Source organism: Amycolatopsis sp. NBC_01286 (assembly GCF_035982555.1).
Lineage (GTDB): Bacteria > Actinomycetota > Actinomycetes > Mycobacteriales > Pseudonocardiaceae > Amycolatopsis.
Map to the genome: position 1 here is coordinate 7320099 of NZ_CP108428.1, position 21683 is coordinate 7341781.

The window sequence follows — 21683 nt, forward strand, 5'->3', positions numbered from 1 at the left end:
TGGGCGTGGACACAGGTAGGCCACGGCGGTTGCGTTAGACAGGCTCGCCTAAATAAGGTGTGCCTACCCTAAAGGTTTGGCGAGAGGTTCTCATGTCGGTGTTTCAAGGCGGTGCCGGTCTCACCCGGCGTGGATTCCTGATCGGGACCGGCGGTCTCGCCGCGGCCGCGGCGCTCACCGCCTGCGGCAGCGGTGACGACAAGCCGGCGGCCGCCGCCTCCGGGCCGTGGGAGTTCACCGACGACCGCAACCAGAAGGCGGCGCGCGACCAGCGTCCGTCGCGCGTCGTGGCCTACGCCAGCTCGGCCGCCGCGCTCTGGGACTACGGCGTCCGCCCGATCGGCGTCTTCGGCCCGCAGAAGACGGCCGACGGCGCCAAGGAGATCCAGGCCGGCAACATCGACCTGAACGCCGTCACCTCGATCGGCAACGCGTGGGACGACTTCAGCATGGAGAAGTTCGCCGCGCTGAAGCCGGACCTGGTCGTCACCGGCCTCACCGGCACCAAGCCGACCGACCTGTGGGTGCTGAAGGACGACCTCGGCCCCAAGGTCCAGGCGATCGCGCCGATCGTCGCGCTGTCGGAGTACAAGGTCACGCTGCCGAAGGTGATCGAACGCTACGAGCAGCTTGCCGTGGCCCTCGGTGGCGACGCGAACTCCGACGCGATCAAGAAGGGCAAGGACGACTTCCAGAAGGCGTCCGACGACCTGAAGGCCGCGATCAAGTCGAAGCCCGGCCTGAAGGTGCTCGTGGTGTCCAGCGACAAGGACAACCTCTACGTCTGCAAGCCGGAGTTCTTCGCCGACCTCGCGTACTACCGCGACCTGGGCCTGGACATCATCAACGGCGCCGGCACGGACGACTACTTCGAGACGCTCAGCTGGGAGCAGGCCGGCAAGTACCCGGCCGACCTGATCCTCAGCGACAGCCGCACCTTCGCCCTGTCCCGCCAGCAGCTGGCGGCCATCCCGACGTGGGCGCAGCTGCCCGCGGTCAAGGCGAGCCAGCTCGCCGACTGGTCGACCGAGCCGCGGTTCAACCCGGTGCTCGCGGCCCCGGTCATCCAGAAGCTGGCCGACGTCGTGAAGGGCGCCCGCACCGACATCACCGCCTGAGGAGGCGCACCGTGACCAACCCGTTCGAAGACCCCGAAGGCACGTACCTGGTCCTGGTCAACGCCGAGAACCAGCACAGCCTGTGGCCCGAGTCCGTCGACGTCCCGGCCGGCTGGAGCGTCACTTTCGGTCCTGCTGCTCGCCAGGAATGCCTGGACCACGTGGAAGCGAACTGGACGGACATGCGCCCCAAGTCCCTGGCCGACGCCATGGACAACTGACCCTTCCCCGCAACGACACGCCGGGAGCCGCCATGGCTCCCGGCGTGTCGTCTTCCCGGCCCGTGTCGACCCCGCAATCACCCGAGTCGACCCTCCAGTCACGCGAGTTGACCCTCCAGTCACGCGAGTCGACCCTCCAATCACGCGAACCGACTCCCTGGGTACGTGAACCGACCCTCGGGGTACGCGAGCCGACCGTCCAGGTACGTGGGCGGGCGGGCCGGGTGCCGTGACCAGAGTCGCCGGCGCTCGTGATTCGGAGGTCGACTCGCGTGATTGAGAGGTCGACACACGTGATTGGAGAGACGACACGCCGGGAGCCCGCGTGGCTCTCGGCGTGTCGTCGTTCGGGGCGGGTCAGGCGCGCTGGCCGGACCAGGCCGCCCAGAGCTTGGCGTACTGGCCGTCCGCGGCCACCAGTTCGTCGTGGGTGCCCGACTCGACGACCGCGCCCGCGTCCAGGACCACGATGCGGTCGGACGCCGCCGCCTGGGTGAGGCGGTGCGCGACCACCAGCGCCGTGCGGCCTTCCAGGGCCGCCGCGGCTGCCGACTCCAGGACGCGGGAGCCCGCGCTGCCCGCTTCCGCCGTGGCCTCGTCGAGGATCGCGATCGGCGGGTCCGCCAGCACCAGCCGGACCAGGGCCAGCTGCTGCGCCTGCGTCACCGTCAGCTGGTGGCCGCCTTCGCCGACGACCGTCGCGAGGCCCTCCGGCAGCGCCTCCGCCCAGGTCAGCGCCCCCACCTTCGCCAGTGCCGTCCGCAGGCCGTCGTCGGACGCCGACGGCCGCGCCAGGCGCAGGTCCTCGGCCAGCGGGCCGGCGAAGACGTGGACCTCCTGGCTGATCAAGGCCACCGTGCGGCGCGTGGCCTCCGGGCCCAATTCGTCCAGGGGGACGCCGCCGAGCGTGACCGAACCCGAGCCCGGCCGGTGGATCCCGGCGATCAGCTTGGCCAGCGTCGTCTTCCCGGCGCCGCTCGCGCCGACCAGCGCCACCCGCTCGCCGGGGGCGACGCCGAGGTCGATCTCGCGCAGGACCGGGTGACCGTCCACATAGGAGTAACCCGCGCCCGCGGTCTTCACCGACGCGTCGAGCGGCCGCCCCGGCTGCGCGGGCTGGGCCTCGGCGGGCAGGTCGGCGACGCCGATCAGGCGCGCGAGGCTGGCCGCGGCCGCCTGGGCGTCGTCGACCAGCGCCAGCGCCGTCGTGATCGGGCCGAACAGGCTGTGGAAGTACAGGGCCGCCGCCGTCGCCACGCCGACCGTGACCGCGTCCGCGCCGACCAGCAGGAAGCCCATCGCCAGGATCGCGGACAGCCCGACGAACTCGGCGAGGTTGAGCCGCGCGTAGAACCGCGTCACCAGGCGGATCCCGCGCAGCGCCAGCTCGACGGCGCTGTCGGAGCGCTTGCGCACCCGCTCGATGTGCGCGTCGCCCATGCTGAACGCGCGGACGGTCTTCGCGCCGCCGATGGTGTCCAGCAGCTGCTGCTGTTGCGCGCCGACGGCCTCGCGTTGGCTGGCGTACAACGGCTTCGCGCGCGGGACGTACCAGCGCACCGTCCAGAGCTGGATCGGCACGGCGATCAGCGCGGCCAGGAAGAACCGCCAGTCGAGCACGGCCAGCGCGCCGAGAGTGAGGACCACCGTCAGCGCCGAGCGGCCCAGCTCGGGCAGCGCCTCCCGGACGCCTTCCGCGACCACGGAGACGTCGTTCGTCACGCGCGCGGTGAGATCGCCGGAGCCGGCGCGTTCCAGCTGTTCGAGCGGCAGGCCGAGGGCCCGCTCGACGAAGCGTTCGCGCAGCTCGGCCAGGATGGTCTCGCCGAGACGCGACACCATCGACACACCGAGCGCGGTGGCGACCGCCTGCGCCAGCGCGACGAGCACCAGCGCGACCACCGGCGTGACGAGCTCGGTCGCCGGCTGCTTCGACGCGACCAGGTCGACGACCCGGCCGAGCAGGGGAGCGGTGAGCAGGCCGATCGCGGTGGCCGCGACCAGCATGGTGAACGCGGCCGCGGCGCGGCCCTTGGAACGGCCGATCAGCTCGCCGACGACGGCGCGGATGCGCCTGCCGTCGGCCACGGGGAGGAGTTCTCGGGTCATGACAGCACCGCCGCCCGGTAGTCGGCCCGGCCGGCCAGCTCGGCATGACTGCCCTGGCAGGCGATGCGCCCGTCGTCGAGCAGCACGACCCGGTCGGTCGCGGCGAGCAGGGCCGGGCTGGTGGTCACGAGGATGGTCGTGCGGCCGCGTCGCAGCTGCGCCAGGCCCGCGGCGATGCGGGCCTCGGTGACGGTGTCGACGGCGGTCGTCGGGTCGTGCAGCACGAGCACCGGCGCGTCGACGGCCAGCGCCCGCGCGAGGGCGACGCGCTGGCGTTGCCCGCCGGAAAGCGATCTCCCGCGTTCGCTGACGGCGGTCGCGACGCCGTCGGGCAGCGCGCTGGCCACCTCGTCGACGGCGGCCGCGGTCATCGCTTCGGCGACGCGGGGGCCGGGCTCGACGTTCTCGGCCACGGTGCCCGCGAACAGGTCCGCGTCGTGCGCGGCGACCAGCACGACCTCCCGGATCCGCCGCGGGTCCACAGTGGACAGGTCGACGGAGTCGACCGACACCGACCCGGTGGCCGGGTCCGCGGCGCGGCCGAGGCAGTCGAGCAGGTCGGTGGCGGCGGCCGGGTCGGTGGCGACCACGCCGAGCAGTTCCCCCGGCCGGGCTTCGAAATCGACGTCGCGCAGGGCGCCGCGGCTGAGCGCGGACAGCCGCACGTGCCCGGCCGCCGGCTCCGGCAGTGTCGCGGTGCCTTCGCCGACCGCGGGCGGCGCGTTGAGCACGTCGGCGATCCGCCCGGCCGACGCCCGGCCCTGGGCGAGCTCGCCGTTGACCCACGCGAAGATCGAGAACGGCGTGATCAGGTACTGGGCGAGCCCGACCGCGGCGACCAGGTCGCCGATGGTGATGTCGCCCGCCGCGGCGAGGTTGCCGCCGACGAGCGCGACCAGCGCGATGAAGATGCCGGCGAGCGCGAGCAGCGCGCCGTTGTGCCAGGCCTGGGCGCGGGCCGCGCGAAGCGTCGCCTTCAGCGAGTCCTGGCTGGTCCGGCGGTAGCGGTCGACGGCCGCGCGCTCGGCGCCGACGCCCTTGAGCACGCGCAGGCCGGCGACGAGGTCCGTCGCGATCCCGGAGGCGAAGGCGGAGCGTTCCTGCTCGGCCTCGCTGCGGCGTTCGAGCGGCTTTCCGATGAGGTGCGCGAGGTACAGCATCGGCGGCGTGCCGAGCAGCACCAGCAGCCCGAGCGGGATCGACATGGTGAGCAGCACGACGGCGCTGACCAGCAGCCCGGCCAGCCCGGCGACACCGAAGGGCAGCACGCCGTTGAGCTGGCCGACGCGCTTCGCGTCCGACGTCCCGATGCTCACCAGCTCGCCCGCGAGGTTGCCGGCTTCGGCACCGCCGCCGGGGTGCAGCACGCGGCGGCCGAGGTCGAGGCGCAGGTCGTGGGCGGCGCGTTCCGCGGCGCGCTCGCCGGAGCGGGCGCCGAGCCGGTAGCTGGTCGACAGGCCGGCGAAGAGCACGCCCAGCACCGCCAGCCACAGCAGCAGGGTCCAGACCGAGCCGCCCGCCACGGCCTGGTCGATCACGACGCCGATCACCACCGGGACCAGCGCCTCACCGCCCTGGTGGCACGCGGTCAGCGCCGACGCGAGCGCCACCGACCTGCGTTGCCCGGCGATCGAACGGCGGAGGACTTCCCGTCCGGTCGTGCTCACCCGCGCCTCCCTGTCCTGTCGTGGGATAGGTAAGGCTAGTCTAAGTAAAGAACGTGCGGGGAAACGGTCGGCTTCGTCTCAGTTCAGTTCGAGGCTGCTACGGGATCGGTCGCCGGTTCCCCGAACCGGGCCAGCGCGAGCGCGGCGGCGACGGCCAGGACGAACCCGGCGAGCGCGACCACCACGAACCCGGGCCGAGTGCGGTCGCCGAGCACCAGCACGCCGACCAGCGACGGGAACACCGTCTCGCCCAGCACCATCATCGCGGTCGACGTCGTGACGCTGCCGCGCTGCAACGCCGTCGCGTAGAACAGCATCGCCATCCCGCCCGCGACCGCGACCGTGTAGGTCGCCGGGTCCTTGAGCAGGTCGAGCGGCGCGAGGCTCGGGATGATCCGCCCGGCGATCGCGACGACGCCGAAGCACAGCCCGGCGACCAGCCCGAGCGCCGGCGTCCGCACCCGGCGGTTCGCCTTCCCGGCGACGATCCCGGCGCCGGCCAGCACGACGACCGCGCCGATCAGCACCAGCCGGAACCCGAGCCCGACCGGGTCAGAGCCCTCGCTTTCGGCGGCGGCGCCGAGCAGGCCCAGGCCGGCGCACACGACGACGATCGCGCCCCACTCCCGCTTGCCCAGCCGGACGCCGAGGAACCGCGCGGCGACGGCGGTCACGGCGAGGCTGGCCGCGAGCGCGGCCTGCACGACGAACAGCGGCAGGACGTGCAGGGCGACGATCTGCGCGACGAACCCCAGTACGTCCAGCGAGAGGCCGAGCACGAACTTCCACTGGCCGAGCACGCGCACGAGCAGTTTCGGGTCGAGGCCGTCGGCCCCGGTGTCGGTCGCGCGCGCGGCGACCGACTGCATCACCGAAGCGACGCCGTACGCGCACGCCGCGCCCAAGGCGCACAGGAGTCCCCACCACATGTCGCCCACCCTATGACCGCCGCGGGCGGGAGCGCTGTGCGTGCGGTGCGTCGGGGCTCATGATCACGAGTCTGGCACGGTCCCCGGAAAATGTCGGACCCTCGCGCTAGGTTGCGTTCATGTCGAACACGAGTTCGAAGACCCGCCGGTCCTGGCCCGCTCGCCTGGCGTGGGAGGAGCTGCGCCTGCAGCTGGACTTCCTGCAGTTCCTGCGCGCCACGGCGGTGAACAAGGTCGCCGGGCTGAGCCGCGCGACCGCCGCGGCGACCCCGCTGCCGACGTCACCCCGGCTGAGCGTGCTGGGGGTGGTGAAGCACCTGACCGCGGTCGAACGCTGGTGGCTGGCCATCGAGGCGGGCGGCGCGGACCTGCCGTCGTTGTGGGCGGGCTCCCCGGACCCGAGCTGGGACCTGACCGAGGACGACACCCCGGCGACGGTGGTCGCGGCGTACAAGGCGGAGTGGGCACGGGTGGAGAAGGCGTTGAGCGGCCTCGGCCCGGACGACCGCACCCGGCGGCGGTCGGAGTTCACGGTGCGGTGGGTGGTGGCGCACGTGGTCCAGGAGACGGCGCGGCACGTCGGGCACCTGGACGTCCTGCGCGAGTTGGCCGACGGGGAGGTGGGCGAGTGAGAGCAGGGTGACACGCGGGTAGGCGTCGGCGTGTTGCCGTTTGTCGCGGAATGCCGTGGCCTTTCGCTGGTGCCAGTGGGTTCCGGCGCCTCGGTCGGTTGAGCTGCGCTTGATGTTCGCTTGATCGGCTTCGGAAGGGCCGCGGACCGACCCCGTAGGGTGGGCCCATGACGGATCGGCTCTACTTCCGGCAGCTCCTGGCCGGCCGCGACTTCGCGGTCGGGGACCCGGTGGCCACGCAGATGGTGAACTTCGCCTACCTGATCGGCGACCGCGAGACCGGTGACGCGGTGATCGTCGACCCGGCCTACGCCGTGCGGGATCTGCTGGACGTGCTCGCCGCCGACGGGATGCGGCTCACCGGCGTGCTCGCGACGCACCACCATCCGGACCACGTCGGTGGCGAGATGATGGGGTTCTCACTGCCCGGGATCGCCGAGCTGCTCGCCGTCGAGCAGGTGCCGATCCACGTCAACGGCGCCGAGACCGAGTGGGTGCGGCGGGTCACCGGCGTGTCGGCGACCGACCTGCGCGCGCACGACCACGACGACGTCCTCGAGGTCGGGTCCATCCCGATCCGGTTGCTGCACACCCCCGGGCACACACCGGGCAGCCAGTGCTTCCTCGTCGAGGACAAGCTGGTCTCCGGGGACACGCTGTTCCTCGAAGGCTGCGGCCGCACCGACTTCCCCGGCGGGGACGCCGAGGAGATCTACCGCAGCCTGCAGGCCCTCGCCGGGCTGGCGGGCGACCCCGTCGTCTACCCGGGCCACCAGTATTCGGCCGAAGCGTCGGCCGCGCTGTCGGAAGTGAAGCGCACCAACTTCGTCTACCGGCCGCGCTCGCTCGACGAGTGGAAGGTCATGTTCGGCGGCTGACGTCGTCGTTCCACGCACTGGAACGCCCGGATTTCACTCACTGAGACCGGGCGTCCACGGATTGACTTCACCCGTTCGTGGCTCGAAGCTCGGGACCATGCAACAGGACGCGCTTCTCGTGCGCCGCCGGCACGTCGATCTCCGGCGGCAGGCGAGCGCGGTGTGTCCGTTCGCCTAGCCCTGCGCGAAAGCCCGAATACCGAAGTTCCCGGGAGAAATCCGTGTCGATTTCCACCACGGGCGTGCTGGCGCGCGCCGAACCGGCCGCCGAAGGGCCGCCCCGCAAGACGCCCACCCGGCGCCGCCCCGACCTGCGGCGCTGGATCAGCCCGGTGGTGCTGGTCGCCGTCTGGCAGATCGCCAGCGGCACCGGCCTGCTGCCGCCCGACAAGCTCAGTTCACCGTGGACGGTCCTGCAGGCCGGTGTGGAAGTGGCGCGCAGCGGCGAACTCGGCGACGCGTTCGTCGTGTCGCTCGGCCGCGTCGGCGCCGGGTTCGCGATCGGCGCGATCGTCGGGGTCGTCCTCGGCATCGTCTCCGGGCTGTCGCGCTGGGGCGAAGCGCTCGTCGACCCGCCGGTGCAGATGCTGCGCACGCTGCCGTTCCTCGGCCTGATCCCGCTGTTCATCCTGTGGTTCGGGATCGGCGAGGAGACGAAGATCGTGCTGGTCGCGCTCGGCGTGGCCTTCCCGCTCTACCTGAACGTCCACTCGGGAATCCGCGGCGCCGACCCGAACCTCGTCGAAGCCTCCCGCGCGCTCGGGTTCAGCCGCGCGGAACGGCTCTGGCACGTCGTGCTGCCCGGCGCGCTGCCGCAGGCGCTCGTCGGGCTGCGGCAGTCGCTCGGCCTGGCGTGGCTCGCGCTGATCGTCGGCGAGACGGTCAACGCCGACGCCGGCGTCGGCTACCTCATCAACAACGCGCGGGAGTTCCTGCGCACCGACGTCGTGGTCGTCGGCCTGATCCTCTACGCCCTGCTCGGCCTGGTCACCGACGCGCTGGTCCGGCTGCTGGAACGGAAGGTGCTGCGGTGGCGAACCCGGTAGCGGACGTCGCGAACCTGACCAAGCGGTTCGGCGACCGGACCGTCCTCAGCGGACTCGACCTGACCATCGGCCGCGGCGAGTTCGTCGCCCTGCTGGGCCGCAGCGGCTCCGGCAAGTCGACGCTCCTGCGGGTGCTGGCCGGCCTCGACGGCGCCGTCGAAGGGCAGGCCGACGTCCACGGCACCGTCTCGGTCGCCTTCCAGCAACCGCGGCTGCTGCCGTGGCGGAAGGTCTGGCGCAACGTCGTCCTCGGCCTGCGCCAGGACGGCGTCTCGAAGTCCCGCAACCGGGCGCTGGCCGACAAAGCGCTGGCCGAGGTCCACCTCGCCGAGCACGCCGACGACTGGCCGCTGACGCTCTCCGGCGGCGAGGCCCAGCGCGTGTCGCTGGCCCGCGCGCTGGTGCGCGAGCCGGACCTGCTGCTGCTCGACGAGCCGTTCGGCGCCCTCGACGCGCTCACCCGGATCGCCATGCACCGGCTGGTCGAAGACCTCTGGCGCCGGCACCTGCCGGGTGTGCTGCTGGTGACCCACGACGTCGACGAGGCACTGCTGCTCGCCGACCGCGTGCTCGTCCTCGACGGCGGCCGCATCATCGCCGAACACCGGCCGGGCGGCTCCCGGCCGCGTAACCCCGCCGACCACATCGACATCCGCCGCCGCGTGCTGGCGGACCTGGGAGTGACCGAAGATGCGCCTGTATAAGGGAATTGCCGTCGTCGCGGCGGCACTGGTCCTGGCCGGGTGCGGCTCGGCCACCGGCGCTAACCCCGGGCCGGCCGCGGTGCCGCAGGCGGTGAGCGCGGCCGACCTGGCGAAGGTGACGCTCAAGGTGGGCGACCAGAAGGGCGGCGTGAAGTCGCTACTCACCGCGGCGAAGGGGCTCGACAACCTGCCGTACAAGATCGAGTGGTCGACGTTCACCTCCGGGCCGCCGCTGCTCGAGGCGGCGTCGGCGGGCGCGATCGACATCGGCCGCGTCGGCAACACGCCGCCGATCTTCGCCGCCGCCGCGAAGGCGAAGATCGCCGTCGTGAGCGTCTCGAAGAGCAACGTCGAACGCGAGGCGATCCTCGTCCCGGACGACTCGCCGCTGAAGGACGTCGCATCGCTGAAGGGCAAGACGGTCGGCGTCGCCAAGGGCAGTTCCGCCCACGGCCAGCTGCTGAACACGCTGCACAACGCCGGACTGTCGACCAAGGACATCAAGGTGACGTTCCTACAGCCGGCCGAGGCCTACGCCGCGTTCACCCAGCACACGATCGACGCGTGGGCGATCTGGGACCCCTACACCGCGCAGGCCCAGATCGAGGCCAAGGCGCGGGTGCTCGCCGACGGCCGGGGTGCGTCCAACGGCCTGAGCTTCCAGACCGCGAGCACCGCGGCGCTGGCCGACCCCGGCAAGAACTCGGCCATCCGCGACTTCGTGGTCCGCGTGGTCAAGGCGCAGAAGTGGGCCGACGCGCACCGTCCGGAATGGGCGGCGGCGTGGGCGAAAGAGACCGGGCTGAAGCTCGAGGTGGCGCAGAAGGCCGTCGACGCCGGCCGGGACCTGCCGGCTCCGCTGGACGACTCGATCGTGAAATCGGAGCAACAGCTCGCGGACGCGTTCACCGACGACAAGACTCTGCCGGGGAAGGTGGACTTCGCCGCGTACGCCGATCGGCGGTTCGGCCCTGACCTGGAGACGGCCCAGAAGACGCCGAGGAGCAACGGATGAGCATCAGGCTGCACTGGTTCCTGCCCACCAGCGGCGACGGTCGCACGATCGTGGAACGCTTCCACGCCAACCGGTCCGCCGGTCCGGCGGCGCAGCGCGACCCCGATCTCGACTACCTCGCCCAGGTGGCCCGCGCGGCCGAGCGGCAGGGTTTCGAGGGAGTGCTGACGCCGACCGGCACGTGGTGCGAGGACGCCTGGCTGACCACGGCCGCGCTGATCCGCGAGACGACCAAGCTGAAGTTCCTGGTCGCCTTCCGGCCCGGCGTCATCTCGCCGACGCTGGCCGCGCAGATGGCCGGGACGTTCCAGCGGCTGTCGGAAGGCCGCGTGCTGCTGAACATCGTCACCGGCGGCGACGCGGTCGAGCAGCGCCGGTTCGGCGACTGGCACGACCACGACGCCCGGTACGCGCGCACCGACGAGTTCCTGACGATCGTCCGCGGCGTGTGGTCGGGGAAGCCGTTCACCTTCGAAGGCGAGCACCTGAAGGTCGAAGGCGCGACGACGCTGGCCGCGCCGGACCCGGCACCGCCGATCTACTTCGGCGGCTCGTCCCCGGCCGCGCTGCCGGTCGCCGCGAAGCACGCCGACGTCTACCTGACCTGGGGCGAGCCGCCCGCGCAGGTGGCCGAGAAGATCGCCAAGGTCAAGGCGCTGGCGGGGGACCGGGACATCCGGTTCGGCGTCCGGCTGCACACGATCTCGCGCGACACGTCGGCCGAGGCGTGGGCGGAGGCGCAGAAGCTGCTGGACGCGCTGAGCCCGGAGCAGGTCGCGAAGGCGCAGGCGCAGCTGGCCGCCAGCGAGTCCGTCGGGCAGCAGCGGATGGTCGCGCTGCACGGCGGCCGCACCGACGGCGGCGTCCGCGGCCTGGAGATCCACCCGAACCTGTGGGCCGGCGTCGGCCTGGTCCGCGGCGGCGCGGGTACGGCGCTGGTGGGCAGCCACAGCGAGGTCGCCGACCTGATCGAGGAGTACCACTCGGTCGGCGTCAGCGAGTTCGTGCTGTCGGGCTACCCGCACCTGGAGGAGGCGTACTGGTTCGGCGACGGCGTCCGGCCGGAGCTGGCCCGCCGCGGCCTGCTGGCCGGCGTCCCGGCGTTGCACCGCCCGTCCCACCCCGAGCGCAACGTCGCCGCGCTTTAGGCGCTACCGGAGCAAGCCTGCCCGCGGTCTTCGCGCCCAGGCGGCCCCTGACGGCACGGGCGGCCCGCCCGAGTACAACCCCGGTACGAGGGCGACCCGCCCGCACCGCCAGGAACCACCTGGATCACGAAGCCCATCGAGCGGGCTTGCTCCGGCAGCGCCTAGCTCCAGCTGGTCGAGGCGTAGACGACGATGTTGTCGCGGTAGGAGCGTTTGGCCGCGTCGAAGCTGCCGCCGCAGGTGATGAGCCGCAGGGCGCTGCCCGGTGCGGGGCCGTAGACCGCGTCGGTGGGGAAGGCGTTCTTCGGGTAGCGCTGGACGCGGTCCACGACGAACCGCGTCTCCTGGCCGTCGGAGCGGGTGACGAACACTTCGTCGCCGCCCTTGAGGTCGCGCAGCCGGAAGAACGGTGCCGGGCCGGCTCGCGAGTCGACGTGCGCGGCGATCACCGCGGGGCCGGGGTCACCCGGCACCGGGCCGGCGGCGTACCAGCCGACGTCCTCGAACTTCGCGGGCGCCTCGAGCTGGTGGTCGGGGCCGAGCCCGAGCGGGACGAGCGCGGGCGCGTCGACGGCGATCGCCGGGATCCGCAGGTGCACCGGGCGGACTTCCGGGGCCGTCGGCAGCGGCTGCGGGCCGGCCGCGGCCGCCGGGGTGGCGGACGAGGTCACCGTCGGCGGTGGGGTGGCCGGGGCCGCCGTGGAGCAGCCCGCGACCACCAGCGCCGCGACGAGCAGCGCGCCGAGCTCAGCGCGCACGAGCCGCCCGGCGCCGTCGCAGCACCGGCCACGCCGCGAGCGCGGCCAGGAGCGCGACGACCGACGCCGCCGGCCAGATAGGCGAGCCGGTGGACATCGGCGCCGTGCCGCCACCGCCGGTCTCGACGCCGAACTTCGGCGGGTCGGGCAGCGACGCGCCGTCGGAGATCGGGTTCGCCTTGAGCGCTCCGGCGTCCTCGGTGACCAGCAGCGTCGTGGACGTCCCGGCCTTGACGTCGACGTCGGCGGTCGACTTCACCGAGCCGCCGCTCAGCTGCAGCGGCCAGCGCCCCTGCGGGACGTCGACGTAGTTGGACGTCATGCCGTACGCCGCGTCCTTGGCGATCGCCATGCCCTGCGGGCCGTCGACGGTGACCGGCGCGATGGCCGCCGACCCCTCGACGACGCGGACCCGGCCCTGGCCCGGCCCGGGCGGGGTCAGGTCGTCGGTGACGAGCTGGCCGTGCAGCGTGCCGTCCGGGCCGTTCGCGAAGACCAGCAGGGAGTAGGCGTTGCGCTCGGCGACGTCGATGGTGGCCGTCAGCGCGGGCGGGGTGGTCGAGGCGGCGTCGGCCGCGCGCATCGAGAGGGTGTACTTGCCGGGGGCGAGCGAGGAGTACGGGGTGACCGCGCCGTAGCCGGCCTTGCGGATGACGACCTTCTCGGCCTGCCCGAACGGCGCGAAGTAGATGTCGACGGGCGGCACCTTCGGGGACAGGTGCCCGACCCGGATCCAGCCGACGCCCGGACCGGGTGTGGTGGCGGCGGCCGACGCGGGCAGGGGCGTCAGCGCGCCGATCAGCAGGGCCGCGGCGATCAGCCCGGCGGGTCTGAGCAGGAGCCTGGTGCGCATGACAGGACCTTTCGAGGGGATTCAGGGAGAGGAGAACGGGACGAGCAGTCCCGAGGGTGCGAACAACGGGTAGGTGACGAGCACGCCGTCGCGGGTCCGGGCGACGGACGAGGGGCGGAACAGGTCGCGCTGGCCGGTGTAGAAGGCGGCCACGCCGTCCTCGCCGCCGGCGAACTGCACGCGGCGGCGGGGCTGTCCGGCGGATTCTTCGCCGGGGACTTCGGGGAACGCCGTGATCCGCACCGGCTGCAGGGCGGCCAGCGCGGCGATCGTGGCGATGAGCCGGGGGTCGACGCGGCCCGCGCGCAGCTCGGCGGCGGCGTCCGGGCTGACGGCGAGCCGGGTGGACGCGGCCAGCGCGGCCCCGGCGTGGGCCCGGGCCGAGTCCTCCGACGACGCGCCGGGGTCGGCCGGGGGCAGGTCGAGGCGGGACACCGTGACGCGCTGGTCGCCGGAGCCGAACACGGCCACCGTCCCGGCGTCGGTCAGGGCGCCGTCGAGGGCGGGGTAGCGCTGCCGGAGCTCGGCGCCGTCCCCGGCGAAGACCGCCCACTCGGCGGTCGGGCAGACGGCCGCGCACGCGGCGGGCGCGGCCATCATCCCGGTGGGCCAGCCCGCGTTCGCGAGCTCGGCCCAGGCCGCGTCGTCGACGAGCAGCCGGGCGCCGGAAGCGTTGTCCCGCAACCATCCCTGCGCGTCGGTCAGTGGTCCGCTGCGGTCGGGGGCCGGCTTCAGCTCGGTGAACCCGTACGCCCAGCCGACGCCCACGACCAGGACGAAGGCGGTCGCGGCCACCACGAGCCCGGTCCGGCTGCCGCCCGACGCGTGGTGCGCGGCCCGGCGCTGCCGGGTGACGGCCTGGGCGATCCCGGCCACCAGCAGCGGGGTCACCGGCAGCAGCAACGCGAGCACCGCCGTGTCGGGCACGCCCGGGACGAGCAGCATCGCGACGAGCAGCAGGCCCGACACAGCGAACGGCCGCAGCGCGGCGACGGCCAGCGCGGCGACGAGCGCGAAGGCCGACAGCACCGCCCACGCCGGGTCCAGGGCGACCCAGTCGGCGACGGACGGGCGGCTCGCGGCGGCGAGGTGGGGCCGCAGCACGGCGGCGGCCGGGCCGAACGCGACACCCAGCCCGAGGTTGAGCAGCACGCCCACCAGCGCCGCCCGGACCGGCGACCGGCGGATGAGCAGCCAGCCGGCGGCGGGCAGCAGGAACAGGGCCAGCGGTGAGGTGAGCACGGCCGCGAGCAGGCACACCGCGGCCATGACGTCGTGGCGGACCTTGGCCTCGGGGGTGGTGATCAGCACCAGCGCGCCCAGCGCCCACACCGCCGCCAGGTGCTCGACGACGACCAGCCGTTGCAGGCCCAGGGCCAGTGGTGACACGGCGACCAGCAGCACCGCGGCCGTGGCCGCCCAGCGCGTCAGGCCGAGGCGGCGGGCCAGGAACCAGAGCAGGACCGTGCCGATGACGGCCGCCACGAGCATCGTCTCGCGGACCGCCGCCAGCGCCGTGGCCGAGCGGCCGAACGCGTCGGAGACCATCGTGTAGGCGGACAGCTGCAGCCAGCCGAACCGGCTGAGCCCGGCGCCGCCCGCGTCGGTGAACGGCGTGAGGTGGCCGAGCGCGTACGCGTGGGCGACGGTCGCCGCCTCGGACGGCAGGGCCGGTGCGGTGGCGGCCAGGTAGAGCACGCGGAGGCCGCCGGCCAGGGCCAGCAGCGCCAGCACGATGTCGAGGGACAGCAGGCGGTGCGCGGCCGAGGCACGCGTGCCGGGCTGCTCGGAAAGGGTCGCGGGGGAGCGGCCCGAGAACGTCGTCCCCCAGCTGTGCTGGGCCATTGGACGGATCGTAGTCGCCGCGGATGGCCCGTACAGCTCGGGGAGGTCACGTCATCCGGACGGCCTAGAGATCTTCGCGGAGATCAAAAAGCCTTGTCCTGCAAGATTATTTCCGACTGTCCGCTGTGGAGGCCGACAGCGTCCGGGTCAACGCCAGTGCGACCGTGCGGACGGCGGGAGCAACCCGTTCGGTCCGCATCCGGTTGGCCCAGCCCGAAATCGACACGGCCGCCACCGCGACGCCGCGCGCGTCGAGCAGCGGGCTGGCCGCGCACACCACGCCGACGCCCGATTCCTCACGTTCCAACGCGATCCCGTCTTCGCGGATCCGGGTGAGCTGACGGCGCAGCAGCCCGGGCGCGGTGATCGTCTTCGGGCTCATCCGGGGCAATCCGGCGTCGATGACCTTGTTCACGACGGATTCCGCGGAAAACGCGAGGATCGCCTTGCCGACGCCGGTGGCGTGCGCGGGGAACCGGCCGCCGATGCGCGAGGGCAGCGTCGGCGCGTCCGGCCCGCGCAGGACGTCGAGGTAGACGACTTCGGTGCCCTCCAGGATCGCGAGGTGGACGGTGTTGCGCGTCGCCTCCCGGAGATCGGCGAGGTACGGCCGGGCCGCTTCGACCAGTCCTCTCCGGGGCGAGGCCAGTTGGCCGATTTCGAACAGCCGCAGCCCGAGCCGCACGGCGCCGTCCTCGCGCGTCAGCAGGCCGGTGTCGGCGAGGTGGCCGACGAGGCGGTGGACGGTCGTCTTCGCCAGCCCGGTCCGCCGGGCCAGTTCGGACACGCCGAGTGACTCGTCGCCCGGCCGGAAAGCTTCGAGGAGCGCGGCGAGCCGGGCGGCGACGAGGCCGTCGCCGCTCGCGCCGTCGTTCCGCCCAGCGGTACGCATGGGTTGAGTGTGCCCGATCTTCGCGGGACTGTCAGCGGGCGGAGGTGAGGCCGGTGGCGTCAGCGGGCCAGGTCGTCGGCGCCGAGCACGAGTTTCACGCAGTGCGCGACGAGCCGCTCGCGCGAGACCTTCAGCGAGCCGTCGAGGTAGGCGATGAAAACGTTGCTGAGCGCGCCGACCAGCCCGACGGCGACCAGCTGCCGTTCGGTCTCGTCGCCGCGGGAGAGCTGCTCGCCGACGACGGCGGTGAACACCGGCAGCAGGTGCAGGCCGCGCCGGGTGAGCGCGGGGTCGGTCAGCGGAGCCAGCAGCAGGACCCGGCCCTTGCGGGGGTCGTCGACGATCAGCTCGACGAACGCGCGCACGGCGTTCTCGGCGCGCGAGGTAGCGCTCGGCGCGTCCCGCACCGCGTCGACCAGGGCCTGGCGCGCCTGCTCACCGACGTGCTCGTAGACCGCCGCGACGAGCTCCTCGCGGTCGGCGAAGCTCTCGTAGAAGTAACGCTCGGTGAGCTTCGCGTGCCGGCAGACCGCGCGCACGCTGGTGGCGGCCGAGCCCTCGGTGCCCAGCAGCGCGAGGCCCGCGGCGACGAGCTGCTCGCGCCGGAGCGCCTTCCGGTCGTCCAGCGTCGTGCCCGCCCAGGTCCGGCCCGGCATACCCGCTCCTCGGTTGACTACGTGTGTTGTCAGATCCTAGCCTGACAACAGCCGTAGTCAGTTGAGACTCGACGAGGAGCCGCCGATGAACCCCCAACCGCTGGGTCCCGAGTCGCTGACCTGGAAGTACTTCGGCGACTGGCGTGGCCTGCTGATCGCGTTGTGGGCCGGGTCGATGCAGAACATGCACCCGGGCCTCGGTGCCGGCGTCGAGCAGCACTCGCGGTTCTTCGAGGAGCGCTGGCAGCGACTCTTCCGCTCGCTCTACCCGATCGGCGGGGTCGTCTACGACGGCCCGCGCGCGCACCGGACCGCGCTGGAAGTCCGTGGTTACCACGACCGGATCAAGGGGATCGACGCGCTGGGCCGTCGTTATCACGCGCTCGACCCCGACACCTACTACTGGGCGCACTCGACGTTCTTCGTCAGCACGATCCTCATCGCCGACCACTTCATGGGCGGCATCGGCGAGGCCGAGAAGCGGCGGCTGTTCGACGAGCACGTCACGTGGTGGCGGATGTACGACATGACGATGCGGCCGGTGCCGGAGAGCTGGGAGGACTTCCAGCGCTACTGGAAGCACATGTGCGCCGACGTCCTGGAGGACAACAAGGCCACCCGGGACGTCCTCGACCTCGCCGGGATCGCGAAGCCGCCGTTCCTGCCCTGGCTGCCGGACGCGCTCTGGCGGCCGGTGAGCGTGCTGGTCGCGCGCAACTTCGTCTGGCTGACGACCGGGCTGTACGACCGCGAGATCCGCGACCGGCTCGGCCTGCGCTGGTCCGAGCGCGACGCGCGCCGCCACCGCCGGGTGGGGAAGCTGATCAACGCCGTGTTCAAGCTCGTGCCGCACGACCGGCGTTACCACCCGCGGGCCCGGGCCGGCTGGCGCCGCGTCCGCGGCGAGGTGGCTCCGGACGCCGCCGTGGTCGAGACTCCACCCAGGAACCTGCCGCCGCTGTCCGAGCGCGGCAAACCCGAGCACTACGCGCCGAACGTCTAGGAGGTCTTCGTGAAGCTGGGATTCCACGTCGGGTACTGGGGCAGCGGGCCCACCCCGGGTGCGCTGGAGGCGGTCCTCAAGGCCGAGGAGCTCGGCTTCGACTCGGTGTGGACGGCGGAGGCCTACGGCTCGGACGCGTTCACGCCGCTGGCCTGGTGGGGCTCCTCGACCAGCCGGATCCGGCTCGGCACGAACATCGTGCAGATGGCCGCGCGCACCCCGACGGCGACGGCGATGAGCGCGCTGACCCTGGACCACCTGTCGGGCGGCCGGTTCGTGCTCGGGCTCGGCGCGTCCGGCCCGCAGGTCGTCGAGGGCTGGTACGGCCAGCCGTACCCGAAGCCGTTGGCGCGCACCCGCGAGTACATCGACATCGTGCGGCAGGTGCTGGCCCGCGAGGCGCCGGTGACGCTGGACGGGCAGCACTTCCAGCTCCCCTTGAAGGGCGGTGCCGGGCTGGGCAAGGCGCTCAAGCCGACCGTGCACCCGCTGCGCGCCGACGTCCCGATCCACCTGGCCGCGGAGGGCCCGAAGAACGTCGCCCTCTCCGCCGAGATCTGCGACGGCTGGCTCCCGCTGTTCTTTTCGCCCAAGAGCAACGACTTCTACAAGGCCGCACTCGAAGAGGGCTTCGCGCGCCCGGGCGCCCGGCACACCCTGGAGACGTTCGAAGTGCCGGCGTCGGTCCCGGTGATCGTCCACGACGACGTCGAGGAAGCGGCGAGCTGGATCAAGCCGTCGCTGGCGCTCTACATCGGCGGCATGGGCGCGAAGAGCGTGAACTTCCACCACGACGTCTTCGCGCGGCTGGGCTACGAGGACGTCGCGGACAAGGTCCAGGAGCTGTACCTGGCCGGGCGCAAGGAGGAAGCCGTCGCGGCGATCCCGACTTCGCTCGTCGAGGACACCTCGCTGATCGGGCCGGCGGCGAAGATCCGCGAAGAGCTGAAGGCGTGGGAAGACACGGTGGTCACGCAGCTGCTGCTGCGCGGCGACGCGGCGACCCTGGAGAAGATCGCCGACGCCCTGGGCTGAAAGCCGTGAAGGCCTCCTTCCCGGCCATAAGAGCCGGGAAGGAGGCCTTCACGGCTTTCCGTGGCGGCACTTCTGCCGGGTTGCCGAGGTGGCAGGGGTCACGTACGGTCCCAAACTAACGCGAATCACGTTCACGTTAGTCGGGAGATCGTATGCGGGTGAGTCGTCGTCACGTCCTGGCCGGAGCCGCCGCGCTGCCCTTCGCCGCTCTGCCCTTCGCCACCGCGGTCGCCAGACCGGCCGCGGCCGCCGAGCCCACGCTCAGGGTCGGCGTCGGGCTCGGCGACGTCACCGGGCCCGCCGCCGAGAACGGCATGATGGGCTACTCGCTGCCACAGCAGCAGACCGCCGGTATCCACCTGCGGACCCGAGCGCGCGCGTACGTCGTGGACGACGGGACCAACCGGATCGTCTTCGTCACCGCCGAGCTGGGCGCGCTCTTCCAGTCCGTCCACCAGGGCGTCCTGCGTGAGCTGGCGCGGAAGTACGGGAACACCTACACCGAGCAGAACGTGCTGCTCAACGCCACGCACACGCACTCGGCGTGCGGTGGCGACTCGCACTACGCGGCCTACGACCTGTCGATCCTCGGGTTCCAGCAGCAGACCTACGACGCCGTCGTCGCCGGGATCGTCGAGGCCATCGGCCACGCGCACGACACCCTCGCGCCCGGCGAGCTCACCCTCGGCCGCACCGAGCTGACCGAGGCGAGTGCCAACCGATCGAGGGTCGCCTTCGAGCTGAACCCGGACAAGGGCCACTTCCCGCTCTCGATCGACCCGGCCGTCACCGTGCTGCGGTTCCGGCAGGGCGGCAAGGACGTCGGCGCGATCACCTGGTTCGCCACGCACGGCACGTCGATGAGCAACGGCAACCACCTGATCAGCAGCGACAACAAGGGCTACGCCGCCTACGCGTGGGAGCACGACCACGCCGGCGTCCGCTACCTCGACGGCCCGCCGGGGTTCGTCGCCGCGTTCGCCCAGACCAACTCCGGCGACATGACGCCGAACCTCAACCTCCAGCCGGGCACGCCCGAGACGGAGTTCCAGAACACCCAGCGCATCGGCGAACTCCAGTTCCAGGCGGCGAAACGCGCGTTCGACGCCGCGAGCGAGTCCGTCACCGGCGGCGTCGACCACCGCATGACCTACGTGGACATGTCCGCCGTCGACGTCGACCCGAGGTTCACCCCGGACGGCCGTCCGCACCGGACGTGCACCGCGGCCATCGGCGTCTCGATGCTGGCCGGTAGTACTGAAGACGGGCCGGGACTGCCGCTGCCCGAGGGCGTCAAGAACCCGTTCATCGACTGGCTCGGCGGCATCGACGCGCCGATCCCGCAGGCCCTCGCCGACGCGCAGGCGCCGAAGGTCGTCGCCGTGCCGTTCGGCGCGATGAAGCCCTACCCGTGGGCGCCCGAGGTGCTGCCGCTGCAGATCGTCCGGATCGGGCAGCTGCACCTGGTCGCCGGGCCCGCCGAGTACACGATCGTGGCCGGCTTGCGGATCCGGCAGACGGTCGCCGCGGAACTCGGCGTCCCGCTGGAGAACGTCCTGATGCAGGGCTATTCCAACGCCTACAGCCAGTACGTGACGACGCCGGAGGAGTACGACTCGCAGCAGTACGAGGGCGCGTCGACGCTCTTCGGCCGCTACACGCTGCCCGCGTACCAGCAGGAGTTCGGGAAGCTCGCCGCGGCGATGAAGGCGGGCGCTGCGGTCCCGCACGGGCCGGTCCCGCGCGACCTGCGCGGCAAGCTCATCAACTTCCAGCCCGGCGTCGTTTTCGACAGCGCGCCGCTGCTGAAGAGCTTCGGTGACGTCGTCACCGACGCCAAGAGCAGCTACCGGCGGGGCGACCAGGTCTCGGTCGCCTTCGTGACCGGCCACCCGAAGAACGACCTGCGTCGCGACGGCACGTTCCTGGAGATCCAGCGGTACGTCGACGGCCGCTGGGTCCGCTACGCCGACGACGGCGACTGGGCCACGAAGTTCCGCTGGACCCGGACGTTCGTGTCCGAGTCGCGCGCCGAGGTCACCTGGGACATCCCGGCGAACACGCCGGTCGGCAAGTTCCGCGTCGTCCACTTCGGAGCCTGGAAGCACGGCCTGACCGGCGCCATCGCCCAGCTCAGCGGGACCTCCCGAGCCTTCGTCGTCTCCTGAACCCGCCATCTCGAAAGGACCGCTGTCGTGCGAAGAACCGCCATTCTCGCCGTCGTCGTCTGCGCTTTCCTCGCTCTCGTGACCGCGCCCGCTCAGGCCGCGCCCGCGAGCGTGTCCGTCCTGAGCTTCAACCTGTGGCAGCTGCCGTGGATCGCCAACCCGAACACGTCGGACAAAGAAGCCAGGGCCCAGGCCGCCGAACGCGTCATCCGGGCCAAGGCCGCCGACGTCGTCGTGCTCGAAGAAGCCTTCAGCTCCCAGGCCGAGGGGCTGCGCGACCGGCTCGTCGACGCCTACCCGTTCCAGACGCCGCTGGTCGGGCAGTCCTGCTCGACGTCGCCGGGCTGGACGTCCGTGAGCGGCAACTGCTCGAACTCGCCGATCGTCGTCAACGGCGGCGTCACGGTGCTGAGCAAGTACCCGATCACCGAGAAGCACCAGCTCGTCTACCGCAACTCCTACTCCGGCACCGCGGACTACCTGTCCAACAAGGGCGCGGCGCTGGTCCGGATCTTCGCCCACGGCAAGGCGCTCTGGCTGGCCGGCACACACCTGCAGGCCGACGAAGCCCCCGACACCCTGCCGAAGGCGCACCAGATCCGCATGGCGCAGCTCGGCGAGCTGCGCGACCTCGCCGCCGCGCACGTCCCGGCGGCGGACCCGGTCGCGATCGCCGGCGACCTCAACATCGAGTACTGGGCCGGGCAGGGTCGCCGTGACGCCCTGGGCCGCTCCCAGTCCGAGCAGGGTGAGGCGGTGCTCGGCGGGACACTGCGCACCGCGGGAGCGGGGGAGTACAGCTTCGACGCCGTCACCAACCCGGACGCGGCGAAGTCCGTCCCGGCCACCTACCGCGATTCGCTGGACTACGTCGGCTCGCTGCGACGCGCCGAGGTCGGGCCGGTACAGCTGGTGCATTACGACGGTGGCACGATTCCCTCCGACCACTACCCGGTGCTGGCCGAGATCCACTACTGATCGCCTCATCGGAATCCGCTTTTCGAGG

At 72.4% G+C, this 21683-nt stretch carries 21 protein-coding genes; 13 read left to right on the forward strand and 8 right to left on the reverse strand.

The window, feature by feature from the left end; genetic code table 11:
• Positions 1-92 precede the first annotated feature (92 nt).
• Together OG570_RS34330 and OG570_RS34335 are read left to right on the forward strand one after the other, a co-directional pair.
• Entirely contained in the window at positions 93-1118 is a 1026-nt protein-coding gene (locus tag OG570_RS34330; protein WP_326953138.1) for an ABC transporter substrate-binding protein, read from the forward strand.
• Between the two features lie 11 nt (positions 1119-1129).
• Positions 1130-1339: an MbtH family protein gene (locus OG570_RS34335; RefSeq protein WP_326949812.1), complete on the forward strand. Its 210-nt coding sequence runs from the start codon at positions 1130-1132 to the stop codon at positions 1337-1339.
• Positions 1340-1696: 357 nt separating this feature from the next.
• Here OG570_RS34335 and OG570_RS34340 read toward each other — a convergent pair whose 3' ends face one another.
• From OG570_RS34340 to OG570_RS34350, 3 genes are all read right to left on the reverse strand, one after another.
• Positions 1697-3448 carry an ABC transporter ATP-binding protein gene (locus OG570_RS34340; protein WP_326953139.1) on the reverse strand — a complete coding sequence of 584 codons (1752 nt, stop codon included), beginning with the start codon at positions 3446-3448 and terminating at the stop codon, positions 1697-1699.
• Positions 3445-5115: an ABC transporter ATP-binding protein gene (locus OG570_RS34345; RefSeq protein ID WP_326953140.1), complete on the reverse strand. Its 1671-nt coding sequence runs from the start codon at positions 5113-5115 to the stop codon at positions 3445-3447. The genes OG570_RS34340 and OG570_RS34345 overlap by 4 nt, the downstream gene beginning before the upstream one ends.
• Before the next feature lie 83 nt (positions 5116-5198).
• Entirely contained in the window at positions 5199-6044 is an 846-nt protein-coding gene (locus OG570_RS34350) for a hypothetical protein (protein WP_326953141.1), read from the reverse strand.
• A 119-nt stretch (positions 6045-6163) separates the two neighbouring features.
• Here OG570_RS34350 and OG570_RS34355 point away from each other — a divergent pair, with 119 nt between their 5' ends.
• The 7 genes from OG570_RS34355 (at position 6164) to OG570_RS34380 (ending at position 11467) form a co-directional block, all read left to right on the forward strand.
• Entirely contained in the window at positions 6164-6676 is a 513-nt protein-coding gene (locus OG570_RS34355; protein ID WP_326953142.1) for a DinB family protein, read from the forward strand.
• Between the two features lie 167 nt (positions 6677-6843).
• Positions 6844-7554: an MBL fold metallo-hydrolase gene (locus tag OG570_RS34360; RefSeq protein ID WP_326949806.1), complete on the forward strand. Its 711-nt coding sequence runs from the start codon at positions 6844-6846 to the stop codon at positions 7552-7554.
• Between the two features lie 97 nt (positions 7555-7651).
• Positions 7652-7732, forward strand: a complete 81-nt coding sequence (locus OG570_RS48435; protein ID WP_410625167.1) for a putative leader peptide — start codon at positions 7652-7654, stop codon at positions 7730-7732.
• Between the two features lie 43 nt (positions 7733-7775).
• Positions 7776-8600: an ABC transporter permease gene (locus OG570_RS34365; RefSeq protein ID WP_247052010.1), complete on the forward strand. Its 825-nt coding sequence runs from the start codon at positions 7776-7778 to the stop codon at positions 8598-8600.
• Complete coding sequence (locus tag OG570_RS34370) at positions 8585-9304, forward strand: ABC transporter ATP-binding protein (protein WP_326953143.1); 720 nt, start codon at positions 8585-8587, stop codon at positions 9302-9304. Before OG570_RS34365 ends, OG570_RS34370 begins: the two co-directional genes overlap by 16 nt.
• Positions 9291-10319: an ABC transporter substrate-binding protein gene (locus OG570_RS34375; protein ID WP_326953144.1), complete on the forward strand. Its 1029-nt coding sequence runs from the start codon at positions 9291-9293 to the stop codon at positions 10317-10319. The genes OG570_RS34370 and OG570_RS34375 overlap by 14 nt, the downstream gene beginning before the upstream one ends.
• Positions 10316-11467: an LLM class flavin-dependent oxidoreductase gene (locus OG570_RS34380; protein WP_326953145.1), complete on the forward strand. Its 1152-nt coding sequence runs from the start codon at positions 10316-10318 to the stop codon at positions 11465-11467. Before OG570_RS34375 ends, OG570_RS34380 begins: the two co-directional genes overlap by 4 nt.
• Before the next feature lie 161 nt (positions 11468-11628).
• On the opposite strand, the gene OG570_RS34385 is transcribed toward OG570_RS34380, so the two are convergent.
• From OG570_RS34385 to OG570_RS34405, 5 genes are all read right to left on the reverse strand, one after another.
• Positions 11629-12225 carry a class F sortase gene (locus tag OG570_RS34385; RefSeq protein ID WP_247052006.1) on the reverse strand — a complete coding sequence of 199 codons (597 nt, stop codon included), beginning with the start codon at positions 12223-12225 and terminating at the stop codon, positions 11629-11631.
• Positions 12215-13078 carry a DUF4397 domain-containing protein gene (locus tag OG570_RS34390; RefSeq protein ID WP_326949801.1) on the reverse strand — a complete coding sequence of 288 codons (864 nt, stop codon included), beginning with the start codon at positions 13076-13078 and terminating at the stop codon, positions 12215-12217. The genes OG570_RS34385 and OG570_RS34390 overlap by 11 nt, the downstream gene beginning before the upstream one ends.
• A gap of 21 nt (positions 13079-13099) precedes the next feature.
• Positions 13100-14923 carry a glycosyl transferase gene (locus OG570_RS34395; RefSeq protein ID WP_326953146.1) on the reverse strand — a complete coding sequence of 608 codons (1824 nt, stop codon included), beginning with the start codon at positions 14921-14923 and terminating at the stop codon, positions 13100-13102.
• A gap of 106 nt (positions 14924-15029) precedes the next feature.
• Positions 15030-15815, reverse strand: coding sequence for an IclR family transcriptional regulator (locus OG570_RS34400; RefSeq protein WP_326953147.1), 786 nt, complete (start codon positions 15813-15815; stop codon positions 15030-15032).
• 59 nt (positions 15816-15874) lie between these two features.
• Complete coding sequence (locus OG570_RS34405; protein WP_326953148.1) at positions 15875-16471, reverse strand: TetR/AcrR family transcriptional regulator; 597 nt, start codon at positions 16469-16471, stop codon at positions 15875-15877.
• A gap of 85 nt (positions 16472-16556) precedes the next feature.
• Between OG570_RS34405 and OG570_RS34410 the strand changes: the two genes are divergently transcribed.
• The 4 genes from OG570_RS34410 (at position 16557) to OG570_RS34425 (ending at position 21655) form a co-directional block, all read left to right on the forward strand.
• On the forward strand, positions 16557-17474 hold the full coding sequence (locus OG570_RS34410) for an oxygenase MpaB family protein (protein WP_326953149.1): 918 nt from the start codon (positions 16557-16559) through the stop codon (positions 17472-17474).
• A 9-nt stretch (positions 17475-17483) separates the two neighbouring features.
• A complete protein-coding gene (locus tag OG570_RS34415; RefSeq protein WP_247052000.1) occupies positions 17484-18509 on the forward strand; it encodes an LLM class F420-dependent oxidoreductase in 1026 nt (341 codons plus the stop codon).
• A gap of 152 nt (positions 18510-18661) precedes the next feature.
• Positions 18662-20677 (forward strand): neutral/alkaline ceramidase, encoded by a 2016-nt coding sequence (locus OG570_RS34420; RefSeq protein WP_326953150.1) that lies wholly within the window; start codon positions 18662-18664, stop codon positions 20675-20677.
• A 27-nt stretch (positions 20678-20704) separates the two neighbouring features.
• Positions 20705-21655, forward strand: coding sequence for a sphingomyelin phosphodiesterase (locus OG570_RS34425; protein ID WP_326953151.1), 951 nt, complete (start codon positions 20705-20707; stop codon positions 21653-21655).
• The last annotated feature ends 28 nt before the right edge of the window (positions 21656-21683 follow it).